The sequence below is a fragment of the Microbacterium yannicii genome (assembly GCF_024055635.1).
Taxonomy (GTDB): Bacteria; Actinomycetota; Actinomycetes; order Actinomycetales; family Microbacteriaceae; genus Microbacterium; species Microbacterium yannicii.
This window is the reverse complement of the sequence record NZ_JAMXMB010000004.1, coordinates 17,668-35,349: the sequence shown is the minus strand read 5'-3', so window position 1 is coordinate 35,349 and position 17,682 is coordinate 17,668. Positions and strand designations below refer to the sequence as shown.

Here is a 17,682-nt window from a genome sequence, read left to right as displayed (position 1 = left end):
GGTCGGCGCGCACTTCCGCGCCGACCATCCGGCGGCCGGAACTCCTCAGAATCCGGACGTCGCCGCGATCTCGGCCACCGGCACTCTGCCGCTGACGACGGAACTGAGGAGTTCCGCCGTCTCGCCCGCACTCGAGGAGGCCGTCGCATGCTGAGCCGGGCCGTCATCGACCGCACGGTCGCCGCCGCCCTCGAGGAGGATGCGCCCTGGGGCGACCTCACGAGCGAGGCGCTGATCCCGGAGAACGCGGTCGCCCGAGCCGACCTGGTGGCACGCGAACGCGGAGTGTTCTCGGGGGGCGAGGTGTTCGCCGCGGCCTTCCGGCTCACCGATCCGGCAATCGACGTCGAGCTGGTGGTCGAGGACGGCGAGTGGTTCGAGCCGGGCGCGGTGCTCGCCGTCGTGACCGGGAGCGCCCGCGGAGTGCTCACGGCCGAGCGCATCGGACTGAACTTCGTCCAGCGCATGTCGGGCATCGCCACCCTCACCGGCGCCTACGTCGCCGAGGTCGCCCACACCGGCGCCCGCATCGCCGACACGCGCAAGACGACGCCGGGACTGCGCGCCTTCGAGCGCAAGGCGGTGCGCGACGGCGGCGGCCGCAACCATCGGCACTCGCTCTCGGACGCCGTCATGGCCAAGGACAACCACCTCGCCGTCCTTGCACAGAAGGGCGTCTCACCCACGGCGGCTCTCCTCGCGGCGAAGGACCTCCTCCCCCACACCACGCACATCGAGGTCGAGGTCGACCGGATCGAGCAGATCGAGCCGGTCCTCGCGGCGGGGATCGGCACGATCATGCTCGACAACTTCTCGCTCGACGAGCTGCGCGCGGGCGTCGCGCAGGTCGCCGGCCGCGCCACCGTCGAGGCATCCGGCGGCGTGTCTCTCGAGACGGTGCGTGCGATCGCCGAGACCGGCGTCGACGTGATCTCGGTCGGCGCCCTCACCCACTCCGCCCGTGCGCTCGATCTGGGGCTCGACGTGCGCATCGACGCGTCCTGACCGGCAAGAGCGGACATCCGATGAGCATGCTGTATCTCGACAACGCGGCCACGACCCCGGTCCGCCCGGAGGTGCTCGAGGCGATGATGCCGTACCTCACCCGGTGGTACGGCAATCCGTCGAGCCACCACACGGTGGGTGAGGCGGCGGCTGACGCGCTGGGCGAAGCACGCGCCCGGGTTGCCCGGGTGCTGGGCCTGCGCGCCGGCGACATCGTCTTCACCTCCGGCGGCACCGAGGCCAACAACCTCGCGATCAAGGGCATCGCGATCGCGGCCGCCCTGCGCCGCGCCGATGGAGCGCCCCGTCGCGCCGATGCCGCCCACGCACACGGCGGGACGCACATCGTCACGACTCCCATCGAGCACGAGTCGGTGCTCGAGTCGGTCGCCTACCTCGAGAGGGTGCACGGCTTCGCGGCGACGCGCGTCCCCGTCGATGCGGACGCCCGGGTGTCCGCGGAAGCCGTCGCCCGGAGCCTCCGCGACGACACGGTGCTCGTGAGCATCGGGTACGCCAACAACGAGGTCGGGACGGTCCAGGATGCCGCGGCCATCGCGGCTGCCCTCCGCGAGCGACGGGTGCCACTGCACCTCGACGCGGTGCAGGCCGCCGGCTGGCTGCCGTTGTCGGCGGCCGAGCTGGGCTACGACGCGATCTCGTTGGCCGGGCACAAGCTCGGCGCGCCGAAGGGCACCGGCGTGCTCGGCATCCGCGGCCGGGTCCCGCTGGAGCCGCTGCTGCACGGCGGCGGGCAGGAGCGCGGACGGCGCAGCGGCACCGAAGACGTCGCCGGCGCCATCGGCTTCGCCACCGCGCTGGAACTCGCCGAGGCCGAGCGGGTCGAGGCATCCGCTCGCGTCGGCACGATCCGCGACCGTTTCATCGCACGCGTGCTCGAGCACGTGCCCTCGGCGCGGCTCACCGGCGACCCCGTGCACCGGCTCGCCGGCACCGCGAGCTTCACCTTCGCCGGCACCAGCGGCGAGGCCGTGCTGCTCGAGCTCGAACGCCGCGGCGTGGTCTCGTCGAGCGGATCGGCCTGCGCCGCGGGCAGCGACGAGCCCTCTCACGTCCTCCTCGCCATGGGCATCGCTCCCGGAGTCGCTCAGACCGCCGTGCGGTTCACCTTTCCCCGCTGGCTGAACGCACCCCTGGATGCCGTCGCCGACGCGGTCGAGGCATCCGTCGCCGCGGTCTCCGCCCCGCGGCGCTGAGGCCGACCGCACCGCGGGCCGCCTCGCCGGCTCCGACCCTCGGTGCTGGCCGGCGCCCGTAGGATCGGGACGTGACCCCCGCCGTGACCGTCATCGTCCCGGGCTACGACGTGGCCGCCTATGCCGCCGAGGCGCTCGACTCGCTGCGCGCGCAGACGCGCACCGACTGGACGGCGATCCTCGTCGACGACGCGTCGACCGACGAGACAGGAGCACTGTTCGACGCCGCGGCCGCCGACGACGACCGGTTCCACGTGGTGCACCATGCCACGCAGCGCGGGCTGGGCGCCGCACGCAACACCGGGCTGGACCTCGTGCGGTCGCCCTTCGTCGGCTTCCTCGACGCCGACGACCGCCTGACGCCGCACGCTCTCGAGCGGCTCGTCGGCACGCTCACAGCCAGCGGCAGCGACTTCGCGCTCGGCGCGTACGTGCGACTGCGCCCCGACAGCGCCGGCGGCTACACCCCCGGCATCGTCCAGCCGTGGGTGGCCGCGGCGACCGACCCGTCGCGCCTCGGGACGACGCTCGACCAGCACCCCGCGGCATCCGGCAACATCGTCGCGTGGTCGAAGGTGAGCCGCACGGATCTGTGGCACCGCACCGGCCTGCGATTCCCGGTCGGCAGGGCCTACGAGGACCAGGTCGTCGCACAGCAGATGTACACGCGCGCCCGCACGTTCGATGTCATCCCGGACGTCGTGGTGGAGTGGCGCGAGCGCGCGGACGGCTCGTCGATCACACAGCACAAGGGCGAACTGCCCGTCCTGCGCGACTACCTGGAGGCGCTGCGGGGCGGCATCGCGGTCCTGGATGCGGCGGGCCAGCCGCGGGCCGCGGCATCCCGCGTGCAGCTCATCCTCGCGATGGACCTGCCGCCCCTCGTGGATCTCGCGCGCGACCACCCGGAGGACGCGTACCGGCGCGACGTCGGCGCGTTCGCGCGCACGCTCTGGGCTCGCGCGGACGGCGTGGCACTGCCCGAACCGGCGGCGACGGCGGTCGACGCGGCGCGGTTGTGGTGACCGCGGCCTGACGACCCGGGCTCAGGCCTCCGGCCACTCCGGGTCGCGGATGACCGCGCGGCCCGACGCGAGCACCTCGTCCGGCGTGATGACGGCGGCGTCCGGAGCGATGTCGGCTCTGCGGTCGGCATGGTCGGCCGGTGGATCGGCGTCCTCGGCCTCGAGGATCTTCGTCGTGGCCAGCTGCTGGGCCGCGAGTTCGGTGTAGAGCCCGCCGGCAGCCAGGAGCGACGCGTGCGTCCCCGACTCGACGATGCGCCCCGCCTCGACGACGTGGATGACGTCGGCGGCGATCACCGTCGACAGCCGGTGGGCGATCGACAGCGTGGTGCGGCCGCGGGCCGCCGCGTCGAGCGCCTCTTGCACGACGCGCTCCGACACGGTGTCGAGCGCCGACGTGGCCTCGTCGAGCAACAGCACCGGCGGATCCTTCAGCAGCACGCGCGCGATGGCGATTCGCTGCTTCTCGCCCCCCGACAGGCGGTAGCCGCGCTCGCCGACGACCGTGTCGTATCCGTTCTCGAAGCGCTCGATGACGTGGTGGATGTTGGCCGCGCGGCAGGCGGCCTCGAGTTCGGCATCCGTCGCCTCCGGCTTGGCGTACCGCAGGTTCTCACGGATGGTGGCGTGGAACAGGTAGGTCTCCTGCGACACGATGCCCACGTTGTCGACGATCGACTCCTGGCGCAGGCGGCGAACGTCCTCCCCGGCGAACATCACCGAGCCGCCGGATGCCTCGTACAGGCGCGGCGTCAGGTAGAGCACCGTCGTCTTGCCGGCGCCCGACGGGCCGACGAACGCGACGTGCTGGCCGGGCTCCGCCACGAACGAGACGCCGCGCAGGGTCGCGCGGCTGTCGGCCGCGGCATCCGGGTAGCGGAACACGACGTCGCGGAACTCGATCCTGCCGATCGGGCCCGGGGCGTCCGCCACGGCGATGGCGTCGGGTTCGTCGCGGATCGCCGGCACCAGATCGAGGTACTCGAAGATGCGCGCGAACAGCGCCGACGAGGTCTGCAGGTCGAGCGACACGCGCATCAGGCCCATGAGCGGCATGAGCAGGCGCGCCTGCACGGTGGTGAACGCCACGATCGTGCCCGCGGTGATGACGTCGCTGCCGCCGTCTATCAGGTAGCCCGACACGAGGTAGATGATCGCGGGGACACTCGCCATGATGACCTGCACGACCGCGAAGAAGCCCTGACCGCTCATCGCGCGGCGCACCTGGAGGCGCACCTGGTTGAGGTTCTCGTCGGCGTAGCGGGTCGCCTCGGTGCGCTGCCGGTTGAACGACTTCGAGAGCAGGATGCCCGACACGCTCAGCGTCTCCTGCGTGATCGCCGTCAGCTCCGACAGCGACTCCTGTGTCTCGCCGGCGATGCGGGCGCGCACCTGGCCGACACGACGCTGCACCAGGATCAGGAACGGCATGAGCACGACGGCGATGATCGTCAGCCGCCAGTCGATCAGGATCATGGCGATCAGCGACGCGACGACCGTGACGGTGTTTCCGAGGATGCTCGTCACGGTGTTCGTGAGCACACCCGAGACTCCGCCGACGTCGTTCTGCAGGCGCGATTGGATGACGCCGGTCTTGGTGCGCGTGAAGAAGCCGAGCTCCATCGACTGCAGGTGGTCGAACAGCTTCACGCGCAGATCGCCGGTGACCCGGTTGCCGACGGTGGAGGTGAGCCAGGTCTGCACCACCCCGAGCCCCGCCGAGAACAGAAACAGCGCGATCATGGCGGCCACGAGCTTCCACAGGAGCGTGAGGTCGGGCGCGGACCCGTCGAGCGGGAAGAGCGCGTCGTCGAACACCCGCTGCACGAGCAGCGGTGGGATGACGGCGATGCCGGCCCCCGCCACGACGAGCAGACCCGTGATGAGGATCGACCACTTGTACGGACGGAAGAGCCCGACGACCCGCTTGCCGAGCTCGGGGATCTCCGGCGCCTCGGCGTTGGCGCGGCGCTGCGCCTGGATGTCGACGGGCCGGAAGCCGGGATGTCCGCCCCCGCCGCCTCCCCCGCCGCCGCGCATGCTCACAGTGCCAGCCTAATGAGCCCTACCGACCCCGGGCTCCGACGCTAGGCTCGAGCCATGACCTCGACTCCCGACGCCCCCGAACACGACGGCAGCGACCTCGCCGAGCTGCGCGAGGAGATCGACCGCCTCAAGGCCATCCCCCACGAGGAGATCGTCAACCCGCTTCCCAAGAACCTCGAGGACCGCGAGCCGGAGGCCGAGCCCACCGACGCGATCGGCTCGGAGCGCTGGGACGACACGGAGCCGCGGCGCTCCGGCAGCTGATCCGGGCGGTCCTCCGCTCACCGGCAGACGCTCCCGGAATCGGGAATGGGATGTCGGAACCTGTGGTTATGGTGAGAGCTTGCCATCCTCGGGTGGCGCTTCGCTGACCATCCGAGCCTCGAGGAGACGACCTATGGCCGCCATCGATACGACCCCCGGAACGGGCAGCATCTCCGCTGTCCCCCGCACCCCCGCTGCGGGCGCCACTCCCACACTCGGTCCCCGCGAGAGCCGCGTCATCTGGCTGCTCCTGGCCGCCGCGTTCGTCGCGATCCTCAACGAGACCACGATGGGCGTCGCGATCCCGCACCTCATCACGGACCTCGGCATCACCGCCCTGGCCGCGCAGTGGCTGACGACCGCGTTCATGCTGACGATGGCCGTGGTCATCCCGATCACCGGCTTCCTGCTGCGCCGCTTCACCACGCGCACGATGTTCGTCGCCGCCATGGGACTGTTCTCGGCGGGCACGCTCATCGCGTTCCTGTCCCCCGGCTTCCCGATGCTGCTCGTGGCCCGCGTCGTGCAGGCGTCGGGCACGGCCATCATGATGCCGCTGCTCATGACGACGCTGATGACGGTCGTGCCCGCGGCGATCCGCGGCCGCATGATGGGCCGCGTCAGCATCGTGATGTCGCTCGCGCCGGCCATCGGCCCGACCCTCGCCGGCGCCATACTCAACAACTTCGAGTGGCGCTGGATCTTCGGCATCGTGCTGCCGATCGCGATCGTCGCCCTCGTGGTCGGCGCGCGCTGGATCCACAACCTCGGCGAGACGACGAAGGCCCCGATCGACGTCCTGTCGGTGATCCTGTCGGCCTTCGGCTTCGGCGGACTGGTGTTCGGCCTGAGTCAGCTGGGCGCGGGCGGTCACGGCAGCGGAGCGGATGCCGCGGCCGCGAGCGCCGCCTCCACCACCACGCTCGTGGTGTCGCTGACCGTGGGCGTCGTGGCGCTGGGCCTCTTCGGCTGGCGTCAGGTGCTGCTGCAGCGCAAGGACGACGCCCTGCTCGACCTCCGCGTCTTCCGCAGCAGGAACTTCTCGCTCTCGATGGCACAGATGGTGGTCATGTCGATGGCCTTCTTCGGTGCCATCACCGTCGTGCCGCTCTACCTCCAGGACGTCCTCGACGTCGACCCGCTCACCACGGGCCTGGTAGTGCTACCGGGTGCGCTCGCGATGGGCTTCGCCGGACCTTTCATCGGCCGCATCTACGACCGCTGGGGCACCACCGTCCTGCTCGTACCTGGCGCGGTCATCACGAGCGGGATGCTGTGGTTCTACACGACGTTCGGCCAGGACACCCCGGTGTGGCTCGTCGCCGTCGCGCAGACCGTGCTGTCGATCGGACTCGCGCTGTCGTTCACGCCGCTGTTCACGGCATCGCTGGCCTCGCTCGAGCCCAAGTTCTACTCGTACGGCTCGGCCGTCGTGGGAACGGCGCAGCAGGTGGCCGGTGCAGCGGGCATCGCACTGATGTTCGGCGTCATGGCGGCCGCGTCGGCCGCCGCCACCGCTTCGGGCTCTGACGAGCTCGCCGCTGGAGCGGCGGGGACGCACGCGGCGTTCCTCACGGCGGCGTTCCTGTCACTGCCGCTGCTGGTGGGCGCCTTCCTCATCCGCAAGCCGGCCGACCAGCCGATGGGTGCGCCCGTGGGCCACTGAGCTTGTAGCCACGGGGCTCGTCGCCACTGAGCCTCGGCGGCAGCCCCGCGCTGCTGTATCACGCGGATGCCCCACCCCTCGACAAGGGGTGGGGCATCCGCGATTCTGGTGGTGCCCCCACTCCCGACGGGAAGGCAGCATCATGATCGTCGACACCCCTGATGCCGAGAGCGTGACAGGTCACGCCGCCGACATGTATGACAACGACCGCCGCGGCGACGGGTTCGTCTTCGCCCACACCCAGGTGATGGCGGTGAACCCGGACGCCCACCAGGCGTTCGAGACGCTGGTGCGCGCCATCGTGCCGTCGATCGGCGTTCGCACGTACGAGCTCGCGACGCTCGGCGCCGCCCGCGCGATCGGGTCGGAGCACTGCCTGCTGGCGCACGGTCGCAAGAGCCTCCGCGGCGGGCTGTTCGACGAGGATCAGCTCGCACGCCTGGTGGGCGATCCGCGCGCCGCAGAACTGGAAGAGGCGGATGTGGCGGTCATCGAGTTCGCCGACAAGCTGTCGACGGATGCCGCGTCCATGGACGACGCCGACACTCAGCGGTTGCGCGACGTGGGTTTCAGCGATCGGCAGATCGTCGACATCGCGCTCGCCGCGGGTGCGCGGAACTTCTTCAGCCGGGCACTGCTCGCGCTGGCCGTGCCAGTGGACGACGTTCCGGGCCTCACGCCCGCGCTGGTGGCGGCGCTGCGGGCCCCGGGTGAGGCCGCCCGCGCCAGTGCTCGCATCAGTGGTGGATGATCGCCTTCAAGGCGATCAAGGCACCGCCGAAGGCGGCGGTGGTGAGAGCGGCGAGGATGCGCGGAACCCAGTGGGTGCTCCAGCGTGCCACCGCGATCCAGCCGAGCGCGCCCAGCAGCACGGTGTTGACGATGAGCGCGGCCCACATGGCGGTGCTGTCGTCGATGACACGGGTGGCGCCGAGCACCAGGATGACGAGGGGCGGCAGCGACGCGAGGAGCATGCCCGAGGACTGATGCGTGGACGCACGCAGGCTCGCCCGCAGCCCGGCCCGGCCGTCCGTCGCCGCGAGGCGTCCGAGCGTGCCGGCGAAGACGTGCGCCGCGAAGAAGACGATCACCGTCACGGCGACCGTGATCGCCGCGTCCACGGCCGCGCCGCTCGAGGAGGCGCTGACCACGATCATGCCGGAGACGAGGATCAGTCCGTAGATCGCCTCCTCCGACATGAGGATGCGACCCACGCGCGGGGTGATGTGCAGCTGGTCGTCGGTCATCGACGGCGCGTGGCGGTGTGTGGGGTCAGTCGATGCTGCAGCTGCCGCCGCAGCACGAGCCGGCGGATTCGACGACCGTGAGGAGGTTCTTGTCGTCCGGCACGGGTGCGAGGGTGAGAGGGGCCGGCTGCTGCGAGGTCGTCATGGCACCCATGCTACCTACCTCCCGACGCCCCGGCGCAGAGGCAGGTGCACTCCGCGAGGCCTCAGATCGGCACACCGCCGTTCTGGCAGGTCGGGCAGTACTGCGCGGACGTCCCCGAGAAGGTGAGATCGAGGATGGTGTCGCCGCACACCGGGCACGCTTCACCGGCGCGCCCGTGCACGCGCATGGCGGCGACCTTCTGCGCTTTCAGCTGGTCGATCGGTACACCGCCGCGAGCCTCGATCGCCTCCCTGACCGTCGAGACGGTCGCATCGAACAAGCGGTCGGTCGCCGCAGGATCGAGCGCCGCGGCGGGTGTCACCGGCGACTGCCGGGCGATGTGCAGGATCTCGTCCGAGTAGGCGTTGCCGATTCCCGCGAGCGATTCCTGCTCCTGCAGGATCGCCTTGATCTGCTTGCGGCGACCGCCGAGCGCCGCATCGAACTGGGCACGCGTGAAGTCGTCGTGAGCGGGGTCGGGGCCGAGCTTGGCGATGGCAGGGACCTCGTCGGCGCTGCCGACGACGAACAGGCCGAGCGACACCCAGGATCCGGCATCCGTCACCTCCAGGGCGACGTCGTCCGATAGGTGGAAGCTCGCCAGGGCCGGTGGAGCGTCGGCGGGCACTTCGGTGTCTGAGCCCCGCGAGTCTGCGCCGAGCCAGCGGATCCACCCATGACGGCCGAGCGACACCACGAGGCTCTTGTCACCGAGGAGCAACTCGACGTGCTTGCCGTGCCGCGCGGCACCCGTGACCGTGCGCCCGACGATCTCTGCCGGGGGCGCGCTGCGCGTCTTCACCGAACGGAACTCCAGCACGTCGACGCCGCAGATCTCGCGCCCGGATGCCTCGCGGGCGAGAAAGCGCGTCAGAGCCTCGACCTCAGGCGATTCAGGCATGGCCCCATCCTGCCATCGCCCGCCGACACAGGTAGGAGGTCACGCGTGTGCAGGCGGACGATGCGGAATCGGAGCCGGCTTGAGTGCACCCAGGCTGCGACACTGCTCGAGCATCTGCACCGCGGAGAGGAACAGCATATCCAGCGAGGTGAAGCGGCCCGTGCCGCAGCCGACGGAGACCCACACCGCTTCGTAGACGCCGTCGTCGTGGAGTTCCACATAGGCGACCAGACGCGATGCATCGCCGTGATCGACCGCTCGGTCCTGCAGCCGCCACGAGCGATCGGCGAGCGGCGTCAGGACCAGCTGGTGGATGTCCTCGCCCATCTTCGTCGCCCCGCCGTGCTCGCTCATGTGCTCACTCGTGCCGATCGGCCGGGAGCGGGCCGTACCACGGGTACTCGTGGCGACGACGGTCGGAGGCAGCCGCTGCGACGCCGCTGCGCGGCCGGGGCGTCATCGGGGGTGCGGTCCGCTCGGCCGCCCGCGCACCGTCGGGCGTCGACGCCTCTGATGCGGGTTTCTGCGCGACACCCTCGTCGGCGATGGAATCGGTCATCGTCAACCTCCTGTCACCCGAGGATGCTGCGTGCGCCCTCCCTGACAAAGGGGGTTGACAGTGCTGCGACGAATCGTCGGGTACTGCCGCGCTCCGCGCGCCGGCCGTCGCAACATCAGGCGGCCGGCCGCGAAAGCTCTGAGCGCGCCCGGCCCTGCGGCGGCGCACCATCGTCCGTCGCTTCGAGCAGGTGGAGCTCCTCGAGGTCGAGGATCAGGCCGCCGTTCGAACTCGCGGCCGTCGCCAGCCGGGCGAGGAGTGCATGGTCGATCGCGGGCTCCTCGGGACTGTCGAAGACGAATCGCAGCGGAATGGCCGGCTGCAGCCACACCGAGGAGCGGCCGCTCCCGTCGGGGTGACGCCAGGTCAGCATGAAGCTCTCATTGCGGCGGAGCTTCGTCGCCACGACGATTTTGACGTGTGCGAGGAGATGTTCCGGCATGTGGACCGGATCGCCCTCGGCACCGTAGATCAGTTCAGCCATGGTGCTGTTCCTTCCGAAGGCCTGCTCTCGATGATAGTTCGTCATCGAACTATTCGGTCATGAAAGTTTTCGCGCCAAGTGTTTCACTCACGAGAATTTCATGGTCCAATAGAGCCTCTGGGCAGGAGAGGGGTCCGATCGTGGTCGATCACACCGCGTCATCCGCATCGCAGGAGAGCAGCCGACCTGATGTCGCCGGCATCCTCGAGCATCTGCGTCTGGCCGAGGCGAAGCTCAATCGCCAGCGCGAGCAGCAGAGCGGAATGAGCGAGACCGATCGCGCGGCGATGCGGTACCTGCTCGAGCGCGACGACTCCGAGGAGGTGACCCCGGGCAGGATCGCGCGGGCACTGCATCTGTCCCCCGCCTCGGGCACCGCACTCATCGACCGTCTGGTGGCGCGCGGACTCGTGGTCGTGCAAGGCCACCCGCACGACCGCCGCAAGAAGCTCGTGCGTCCGCTCGACGGCGACATCGACCTCGACCACCTGGACCCGCTCACGATGCGGCTGCGCTCCATTGCCGCGAAACTCACGTCCGGCGACGCGCGGATCGTCGCCACGTTCCTGGAGGACGTGCTCGCCAGCGTCACCCACGCCACGGCGCCTTCGCACTGAACGGCGCGTCCGATGGCTGTCGACCACGCGCGCCGCAGAGGCGTCGAGTGCCGCCCCACCGGACCGGCCGAGCGTCGATCGTAGGCTGAGACCGATGCGCGAGTTTCTCCGAGGAGTGGCCCTGCTGGGCCGAGGCTTCGCCACCTGGCGGCGCCGCCCCGGCCTCATGGTGTGGGGACTGCTGCCTGCGGCGATCGTCGGCGTCCTGTTCCTCGCAGGGCTGATCGCCCTCAGCGCGTCGCTGCCCGGCCTCACCGACGCGATGACGCCGTTCGCCGACGGCTGGCCGAGCCTGTGGGCGACGGTCTTCCGCATCGCCGTCGGCACGGCACTGCTGGGGGCGGCACTCGTGCTGGTCGTCGTCACATTCACCGCTGTGACGCTGCTCGTGGGCGATCCCTTCTACGAGCGTATCTGGAGAGCCGTGGAGACGGATGCCGGCGCCGCCCCGCCCGATACCCGTTACGGCTTCTGGCAGTCGGTCGCCGACGGGCTGTCGCTCATCGGACGCGGGCTGGGGGTCGCACTGCTCGCCGCGCTCATCGGCCTCGTGCCCGTCGTCGGCGGAGCGCTGAGTGCCGTGTTCGGTGTGACCTTCACCGGCTGGCTGGTGGCGGATGAGCTGACATCGCGGGCTCTCACCGCGCGCGGCATGACCCGGACCGCGCGCCGGCAGCTGATGCGCGGGCACCGCGCTCGCGTGCTCGGATTCGGCGTGGCGACGCAGCTCACGTTCCTGGTGCCGCTCGGAGCCGTGGCCACGATGCCGGCCGCCGTGGCAGGTGCGACGCTGCTGGCGCGATCGATGGTCGACGCGAACCCCCGGCCGGTCCGGCAGCCGCGCGACCCGGATCGCGAGCTCGGTATGCGCGCCGGCTGATCCGGATCCGAACGCACGGGGGCCGCCGGTCCACAGTCGTCACCCATCAGCCCGGTGCTAGCTTGGCTGCGCACGACGAGCGGAGGACCACGTGGGCGAGGACCCTGATCTCGGGCTCGTGCTCGGCGGTGGCGGCGCCTTCGGCGCCGCACACGTGGGCGTCCTGCAGGTCCTGGCGGAGCGGGGCATCCGACCGGGGATCGTGACGGGGACGAGTTCGGGCGCCCTGGTCGGCGCGGCCTACGGCGCCGGCGTGGAGCTCGGAGCCCTGGACCGCGCCGCACGCGGCTTTCGCTGGAGTGCCATCGCACGGTGGTCGCTCGCTCCCCGATGGGGACTGCTCGACACGACTCCCATCATCGACGCCGTCTCGCGCACGCTCGGCGAGGACCCGCTCATCGAGGACCTGCCGCGTCGCTTCGCGGCGTTCGCCACGGATCTGCGCACGCGACGTGGCGTGATCCTCGACAGCGGCCCGCTCAGCCTCGCGCTCCGGGCGACGGTCGCCGTCCCCGGCCTGCTCCCGCCGGTCAGGCGAGGCCGCGAGCTGCTGGCCGACGGCGGGATGATCGACAACGTGCCGGTCGCGGCCGCCCGCACGCTCGGGGCATCCCGCGTCATCGTGGTGCGGCTGCACGCGAAGTGGGAGAACGTGCGCATGATGCGCACGGTCACCCGGACCGCCGATCTCGCAGCGGACCCGTCGATCGTCCTCGTGCAGCCGGAGATGGAGCGGATGGCCCAGTGGACGATGTCCGACGTGCCGCGCCTCATCGCCGAAGGACGCCGCGCCGCGACAGTGGCACTGGACGACGCGGAGCCGGACCGACGGAGCGTTGCGGCGTCAGAGGAGGGTTCGCCGGAGATCGGCTGAGTACCCGAACGCCGTGCGCGAGCCGCTCACATCCGCGCGTAGCGCGCACGCGCGAAGCAGAACAGGCCGTAGATGATCAGCCCCGCTGCGACCACCCAGAGGATCACCGCACCGAACGGCAGCTCGGCGAGCGTGTGGAGGGCACCATCCAGGCCGCCGGCCTTCTCGGGATCGTGCGTGAACGCCGCCACGACGAAGAGCACACCGGTCACGGCGACCGCGACGCCCTTCGCGACGTAGCCCACGACGCCGAACGTCACGATCCCCGTGCGGACGGCACCGGCAGGAAGATCCAGGTTCTTCTCGAAAGCCCGGGTGAATCCCCGGACGCCGAATGCGATGCCGATGGCCAGCACGATGAGTCCGATCAGCACGAGCAGGATCATTCCGCCGGTCGTCGCCATCAGCTGCGCGCTGAGGCTCTGCGACGACTCGGACGAGTCGGACTGGCCGCCCAGTGCGTACACGAGCGCGGTGAAGGCGATCGCCAGGTACACCACCGCGGTGCCGGCGAACTTCAGGCGGTGACCCCACTTCTTCTTGGCGTCGGCGTCCCGGGCGAGAAAGGCGTCCGCGATCTGCCACACGGCGAGCGCCACGAGTCCGATCACGATCAGCCAGAGCAGGACCACGCCGGCAGGAGAATCCCGGATGGTCTCCATCGCGCCACCCTGGTCCGCTTCGCCGCCACCGCCCATCGCCACCGAGATCGCGATGACGCCGATCACGATGTGCAGCACACCGAGCACGACGTAACCTATGCGCGCCATGGTGCGGAAGGCGGGCGATTCCGTCGCGGTACGCGCCGCGTTCTTGGCAGTGGTCATAGCGGAAGCGTAACCACGTGACCGCACCCGCCGGTGGGGGTTGAAATCGAGCAGGATCCAGGCATCAGACGGCCTCGGGCGAGGAGGGCGTCGCCCTGCGTATCCGATAGGCCTGGACAGCGCTCCACACCAGCGTCGCCACCGCGACGCCCTCCAGCATCCCGGCGACGACGTCGCTCAACCAGTGCGCGTGCAGATACGTGCGGCTCCACATCATGTAGAGCACCCAGAGACCGCCGGCGAGCCACACGTACCAGCGCCGCAGCAGCAGCCCGAGAGTGACCGCCATGGTCGTCGCGACAGCGGTATGACCGGAGGGGAATGACGTGGCGACACTCTCGGCGAGGGAGTCCTCGGGCCGCACCCGGGCGATCACAGCGGCCATCGGCGCGCCGATCGCGACGACGACGATGATGGCGCTCGCCAGGGTCACGGCATCCCATCGGCGCCTCTTCCAGAGGAAGACCGCCACGAGCAGGATGCCGATCACGATCATTCCGAGTGTGCCGCCCACGATCGCGGGCACCCATGCCGCGATGATGCCGACCTCGCCGAGCGTGGCCACCATGAGGTCGTGCCACCAGAGGTCTGCGGGGAGCGGTTCGTGCCCGCCGAGCGCCACCGCGAAGCGCAGCACCACGAAGGCGACGGTCGCGACCACGCCCACGACGAGGACGACGGCCCGATGAGGTTCCGGATGCGGAAGCGGCTCGACGGACGCGGCCGTGTGGAGCCCCGCCGTCCCGGGACCTTCGTCTTCACTCACCCGCCCATTGTGGGCGCCCGGCGTGACTTCGCCGTCGCTCTTGCCCGCGCTCGCCTGTCGGTGTAGCGCGCGGGCGGGCCCATTGACGCCGATCACCGCCCCTGCTCTGATGAGCCCATGGAGGGGATCGTCGACGTCGACTATCTGGTGGTCGGCGCGGGCGCGATGGGCATGGCGTTCGTCGACGCGCTCACCGCTCACGCCGACGTCTCGGTCGCGATCGTCGACCGCCGTCACGGCCCGGGCGGCCACTGGCTCGACGCGTACGGATTCGTCCGGCTGCACCAGGCCTCCGCGTTCTACGGCGTCGCCTCGACGCTGCTGGGCGGTGGTCGTGTGCAGTCCGACGGCCCCGAACGCGGGCTGCACGAACGAGCGCGCGCCGCCGAAGTCACGGAGTACTACGCGCGCGTCCTGTCCCGCCTCGTCGCGAACGGGCAGGTCGTGTTCCATGGACGCTCCGAGTACCTGGGCGACCGCCGGTTCGCGTCGCTGCTGAGCGGGAGGCGCTTCCGTGCACCGCGAGCGCGGGTGGTGGATGCCGCATACCTGTCGCCCGACATCCCCTCCCTCACTCCCCCGCCCTTTGCCGTCGGCGACGGGGCCCGCGTCATCGCCGTGAACGACCTTGTCCGCATCGGCCACGCCCCCTCGCACTACGTCATCGTCGGAGCGGGCAAGACCGCGACCGACACATGCGTGTGGCTGTTGGAGAACGGCGTCTCACCGAGCGGCATCACGTGGGTGCGGCCGCGCGATCCGTGGCTGCTCAACCGTGCGGTGGTGCAGCCGGATCCCGCCGTCTTCCTGGGCATGGCCGCCGACACGATGGCCGCGGCAGCGGCTGCCGCCAGCCCCGACGACGTCTTCCTGCGGATGGAGGATGCCGGCATCATGCTGCGCATCGACCCCACGACCACGCCGACGATGGCCAAGACCCCCACCCTTGCGAGGTGGGAGCTCGACCTCGTCCGGACGATCGACGACGTCGTCCGCCGTGGTCACCTGCGCGCGGTAGAACCCGGACGCCTGCGGTTCGCCGACGGGGATGTGCGGATCCCTGCCGACACGCTGATCGTGCACTGTGCGGCCGAGGGTCTCAAATATCCGGGGCTTCGGCCGATCTGGACCCCGGAGGCGATCACCCCGCAGCCCGTGCGGGTCGGGTTCCCGTGCTTCGGAGCCGCGCTCGCCGGCTACGTCGAGGCCACGCGCGACGACGATGCGGACAAGAACCGCGTGTGCCGGCCGTCGCCCTATGCGAACACTCCGTCGGACTGGACGACCATGCAGGTGATCGGCGGCGACGCGTCGCTCGCGATGACCGGAGAGACCGATCTGAGGGAATGGTCGAACGAGACCACGCTCAACCCCGCCCGCATCCCTGCCGACCTTGCCGGGGACCCCGCCGTCGTCGCGGCGCGCGATCGGCTGAAGCAGAACATCGCCGCCGGGAGGGCACGTCTCGCGGCGCTCGCGGACGCCGCCGGGTGACCCCTCCGCGGTGTGGTCAGTCGAAGACCGGCGTCTGGAAGCGCCGCTCGTAGCGGCGGATGCACTGCGTGTCGCGCGCGAACTGGAACGCCGCCACGCATTCCGGATCGGTGCGGGAGGCGATGCGGTAGGCCTCGTATTCCGCCATCGACGGGAACGTGAACAGCGCGAAGGCCTCGTCACTGTCGCCCTCGCTCGGCATGAAGTAGCCGTGGTGGGTACCGCCGAGCCTGTTGACCAGCCGGATCCACTCCCGGCCGTACTGCGTGAACTCCTCGAGCTTTTCGGGGTCGATCTCATAGCGCAGGTGGATCGTGATCATGGGGCTCCGTTCATCGGTCGAGCCGGCGAGGCTGCGGCCGGCTCGACTTCGATTGTGACGGACCTCCGCCGTGTCACCTGGCGCATCCACGACGTCGGCCGGGCGGCTGGCCGGATCAGGTGCACGTTTGGCAGCGCGCCGACGCCTGCCCGGCGGCGGGCCGGATGCCGGCACGCCCGTATCCTGAAGGCGCAGGCAACGGAAGGCTCGCTGTGAACATCACTCTCCTGGAACGGTTCGTCACCGCCGTCGCCGAAGACCTGCATTTCCCGCGCGCGGCCGAGGCGCTCGGCATCCCGCTCGCGTCGCTGTATTCGTCGATCGACAAGCTCGAGGCCGAGGTGGGGCACCCCCTCATCACCCGCAGCAAGCCGCAGTGGACGCTGACCCCGGCGGGAGCGCTGCTCCTCGAGGAGGCGAAGCGTCGGATCGCCGAAGCGCCCGCCGCCGCGCCGAAGCCGAAGGTGCCCGCGGGCGGCAAGGCCAAGGCGTCGAAGGGCAAGGGCCGCGCCCCCGCGGTGAAGGGGCAGCCCAAGCCGTTCAAGAAGCGTCAGGGCCGCTAGACCGGCCGCTCCACGCCCCGACCGGCACCCGCAGAGCGACCTGCGCGGCCGCACCCACCGCTGAGCGGTTCAGTCCCAGTCGAGATAGTCCTCGATGGGCCACGCGGTCGCACCGACGTGGGTGACCGGGAACAGGTGACCGGCTCCCTCGACGCGCGCGACGCTCACCCGGTCGGGCGCGGACGCCTGCAGCTGTTCGCCGTTCGACGGAGGGGTCATCCGGTCGTCGGCGCCCTGCACGACCAGCACCGGCACGGCCGGCGCGAGCGAGGACCACTCGAGGTCCGGCGTCGCCTCCAGTGCCGCCCGCTGCATCGACTCGACCGCAGCGTCGCGAGCCTGCGCGGGGATCTCCGAGACATCGGACCCCAGCTCGTCGGTTGCCACCGCGCCCTCGACTCCCAGAAGGAGCACGCCGTTGACGCGTCCCGGGTGATCGAGCGACACCTGGCGCGCGACGGAGCCGCCGAACGCGTGGCCGCCGACCCAGGCGCTCGCCAGCCCGAGGTGCTCCATCACGTCGACCACGTCCTGCGCCAGGTCGTGCATCGAGACCGCCTGGTCAGCGGCGGCACGCGGATGGCGCGGACCGACGCGGACGACGTGGAAGTCCTCCTCGGCCAGGGCGTGCGTCAGCGGACCGAGGTAGCTGATGTTCAGCCCGCGCCCGGGGATGAGGACGAGCGCCGGGCCGTCGGCTCGTTCGTCGACATAGGGGATCGCGCGGCCGTCGGGCTCGAAGATCTGGGTTTCAGCCAAGGTTCGTGGGTCCTCTCGCGT

At 70.7% G+C, this 17,682-nt stretch carries 21 protein-coding genes; 11 read left to right on the top strand and 10 right to left on the bottom strand.

Features of this window, described 5'->3' with window-relative positions; all coding sequences use genetic code 11:
• Positions 1–147: 147 nt before the first annotated feature.
• The 3 genes from nadC to NCG93_RS01315 all read left to right on the top strand — a co-directional run bounded on the left by nadC (position 148) and on the right by NCG93_RS01315 (position 3,247).
• Entirely contained in the window at positions 148–1,005 is an 858-nt protein-coding gene (gene nadC, locus NCG93_RS01325) for a carboxylating nicotinate-nucleotide diphosphorylase (protein WP_194413633.1), read from the top strand.
• A 26-nt stretch (positions 1,006–1,031) separates the two neighbouring features.
• The gene (locus NCG93_RS01320) at positions 1,032–2,222 is read left to right on the top strand and encodes a cysteine desulfurase family protein (protein WP_194413832.1); all 1,191 of its coding nucleotides are present in this window, start codon (positions 1,032–1,034) and stop codon (positions 2,220–2,222) included.
• 71 nt (positions 2,223–2,293) lie between these two features.
• The gene (locus NCG93_RS01315; protein WP_194413632.1) at positions 2,294–3,247 is read left to right on the top strand and encodes a glycosyltransferase family 2 protein; all 954 of its coding nucleotides are present in this window, start codon (positions 2,294–2,296) and stop codon (positions 3,245–3,247) included.
• Between the two features lie 21 nt (positions 3,248–3,268).
• Here NCG93_RS01315 and NCG93_RS01310 read toward each other — a convergent pair whose 3' ends face one another.
• Positions 3,269–5,287 (bottom strand): ABC transporter ATP-binding protein, encoded by a 2,019-nt coding sequence (locus NCG93_RS01310; protein ID WP_194413831.1) that lies wholly within the window; start codon positions 5,285–5,287, stop codon positions 3,269–3,271.
• A gap of 60 nt (positions 5,288–5,347) precedes the next feature.
• On the opposite strand from NCG93_RS01310, the gene NCG93_RS01305 reads away from it, so the two are divergent.
• The 3 genes from NCG93_RS01305 to NCG93_RS01295 all read left to right on the top strand — a co-directional run bounded on the left by NCG93_RS01305 (position 5,348) and on the right by NCG93_RS01295 (position 7,974).
• Positions 5,348–5,557: a hypothetical protein gene (locus tag NCG93_RS01305; protein ID WP_194413631.1), complete on the top strand. Its 210-nt coding sequence runs from the start codon at positions 5,348–5,350 to the stop codon at positions 5,555–5,557.
• Positions 5,558–5,690: 133 nt separating this feature from the next.
• Positions 5,691–7,223, top strand: a complete 1,533-nt coding sequence (locus NCG93_RS01300) for an MDR family MFS transporter (protein ID WP_194413630.1) — start codon at positions 5,691–5,693, stop codon at positions 7,221–7,223.
• Positions 7,224–7,365: 142 nt separating this feature from the next.
• Positions 7,366–7,974: a carboxymuconolactone decarboxylase family protein gene (locus tag NCG93_RS01295; RefSeq protein ID WP_194413629.1), complete on the top strand. Its 609-nt coding sequence runs from the start codon at positions 7,366–7,368 to the stop codon at positions 7,972–7,974.
• Here NCG93_RS01295 and NCG93_RS01290 read toward each other — a convergent pair.
• From NCG93_RS01290 to NCG93_RS01270, 5 genes are all read right to left on the bottom strand, one after another.
• A complete protein-coding gene (locus NCG93_RS01290) occupies positions 7,961–8,470 on the bottom strand; it encodes a hypothetical protein (protein WP_194413628.1) in 510 nt (169 codons plus the stop codon). The two genes, NCG93_RS01295 and NCG93_RS01290, sit on opposite strands and share 14 nt — an antisense overlap.
• A 206-nt stretch (positions 8,471–8,676) precedes the next feature.
• A complete protein-coding gene (locus NCG93_RS01285) occupies positions 8,677–9,516 on the bottom strand; it encodes an Fpg/Nei family DNA glycosylase (RefSeq protein ID WP_194413627.1) in 840 nt (279 codons plus the stop codon).
• Between the two features lie 39 nt (positions 9,517–9,555).
• The gene (locus tag NCG93_RS01280) at positions 9,556–9,870 is read right to left on the bottom strand and encodes a hypothetical protein (RefSeq protein WP_241741618.1); all 315 of its coding nucleotides are present in this window, start codon (positions 9,868–9,870) and stop codon (positions 9,556–9,558) included.
• 4 nt (positions 9,871–9,874) lie between these two features.
• Positions 9,875–10,075: a hypothetical protein gene (locus tag NCG93_RS01275; protein WP_194413626.1), complete on the bottom strand. Its 201-nt coding sequence runs from the start codon at positions 10,073–10,075 to the stop codon at positions 9,875–9,877.
• Between the two features lie 115 nt (positions 10,076–10,190).
• Positions 10,191–10,559 carry a DUF7882 family protein gene (locus NCG93_RS01270; protein WP_241741617.1) on the bottom strand — a complete coding sequence of 123 codons (369 nt, stop codon included), beginning with the start codon at positions 10,557–10,559 and terminating at the stop codon, positions 10,191–10,193.
• A gap of 140 nt (positions 10,560–10,699) precedes the next feature.
• Between NCG93_RS01270 and NCG93_RS01265 the strand changes: the two genes are divergently transcribed.
• From NCG93_RS01265 to NCG93_RS01255, 3 genes are all read left to right on the top strand, one after another.
• Positions 10,700–11,176: a MarR family winged helix-turn-helix transcriptional regulator gene (locus NCG93_RS01265; protein ID WP_194413625.1), complete on the top strand. Its 477-nt coding sequence runs from the start codon at positions 10,700–10,702 to the stop codon at positions 11,174–11,176.
• A gap of 94 nt (positions 11,177–11,270) precedes the next feature.
• Positions 11,271–12,056 (top strand): EI24 domain-containing protein, encoded by a 786-nt coding sequence (locus NCG93_RS01260; protein ID WP_194413624.1) that lies wholly within the window; start codon positions 11,271–11,273, stop codon positions 12,054–12,056.
• Between the two features lie 91 nt (positions 12,057–12,147).
• A complete protein-coding gene (locus NCG93_RS01255; protein ID WP_194413623.1) occupies positions 12,148–12,930 on the top strand; it encodes a patatin-like phospholipase family protein in 783 nt (260 codons plus the stop codon).
• A gap of 26 nt (positions 12,931–12,956) precedes the next feature.
• Here the strand turns inward: NCG93_RS01255 and NCG93_RS01250 are convergent, their stop codons facing one another.
• Together NCG93_RS01250 and NCG93_RS20270 are read right to left on the bottom strand one after the other, a co-directional pair.
• Positions 12,957–13,757 (bottom strand): DUF1206 domain-containing protein, encoded by an 801-nt coding sequence (locus NCG93_RS01250; protein ID WP_194413622.1) that lies wholly within the window; start codon positions 13,755–13,757, stop codon positions 12,957–12,959.
• A 64-nt stretch (positions 13,758–13,821) separates the two neighbouring features.
• Entirely contained in the window at positions 13,822–14,523 is a 702-nt protein-coding gene (locus tag NCG93_RS20270) for a phosphatase PAP2 family protein (protein ID WP_194413621.1), read from the bottom strand.
• Positions 14,524–14,640: 117 nt separating this feature from the next.
• On the opposite strand from NCG93_RS20270, the gene NCG93_RS01240 reads away from it, so the two are divergent.
• Positions 14,641–16,017 (top strand): NAD(P)-binding protein, encoded by a 1,377-nt coding sequence (locus NCG93_RS01240; protein ID WP_194413620.1) that lies wholly within the window; start codon positions 14,641–14,643, stop codon positions 16,015–16,017.
• Positions 16,018–16,033: 16 nt separating this feature from the next.
• On the opposite strand, the gene NCG93_RS20455 is transcribed toward NCG93_RS01240, so the two are convergent.
• Positions 16,034–16,513, bottom strand: coding sequence for an NIPSNAP family protein (locus NCG93_RS20455; protein ID WP_252787398.1), 480 nt, complete (start codon positions 16,511–16,513; stop codon positions 16,034–16,036).
• Positions 16,514–16,551: 38 nt separating this feature from the next.
• Between NCG93_RS20455 and NCG93_RS01230 the strand changes: the two genes are divergently transcribed.
• On the top strand, positions 16,552–16,902 hold the full coding sequence (locus NCG93_RS01230) for a LysR family transcriptional regulator (protein ID WP_194413619.1): 351 nt from the start codon (positions 16,552–16,554) through the stop codon (positions 16,900–16,902).
• A gap of 69 nt (positions 16,903–16,971) precedes the next feature.
• Here the strand turns inward: NCG93_RS01230 and NCG93_RS01225 are convergent, their stop codons facing one another.
• On the bottom strand, positions 16,972–17,661 hold the full coding sequence (locus NCG93_RS01225) for an alpha/beta fold hydrolase (RefSeq protein ID WP_194413618.1): 690 nt from the start codon (positions 17,659–17,661) through the stop codon (positions 16,972–16,974).
• Positions 17,662–17,682 lie beyond the last annotated feature (21 nt).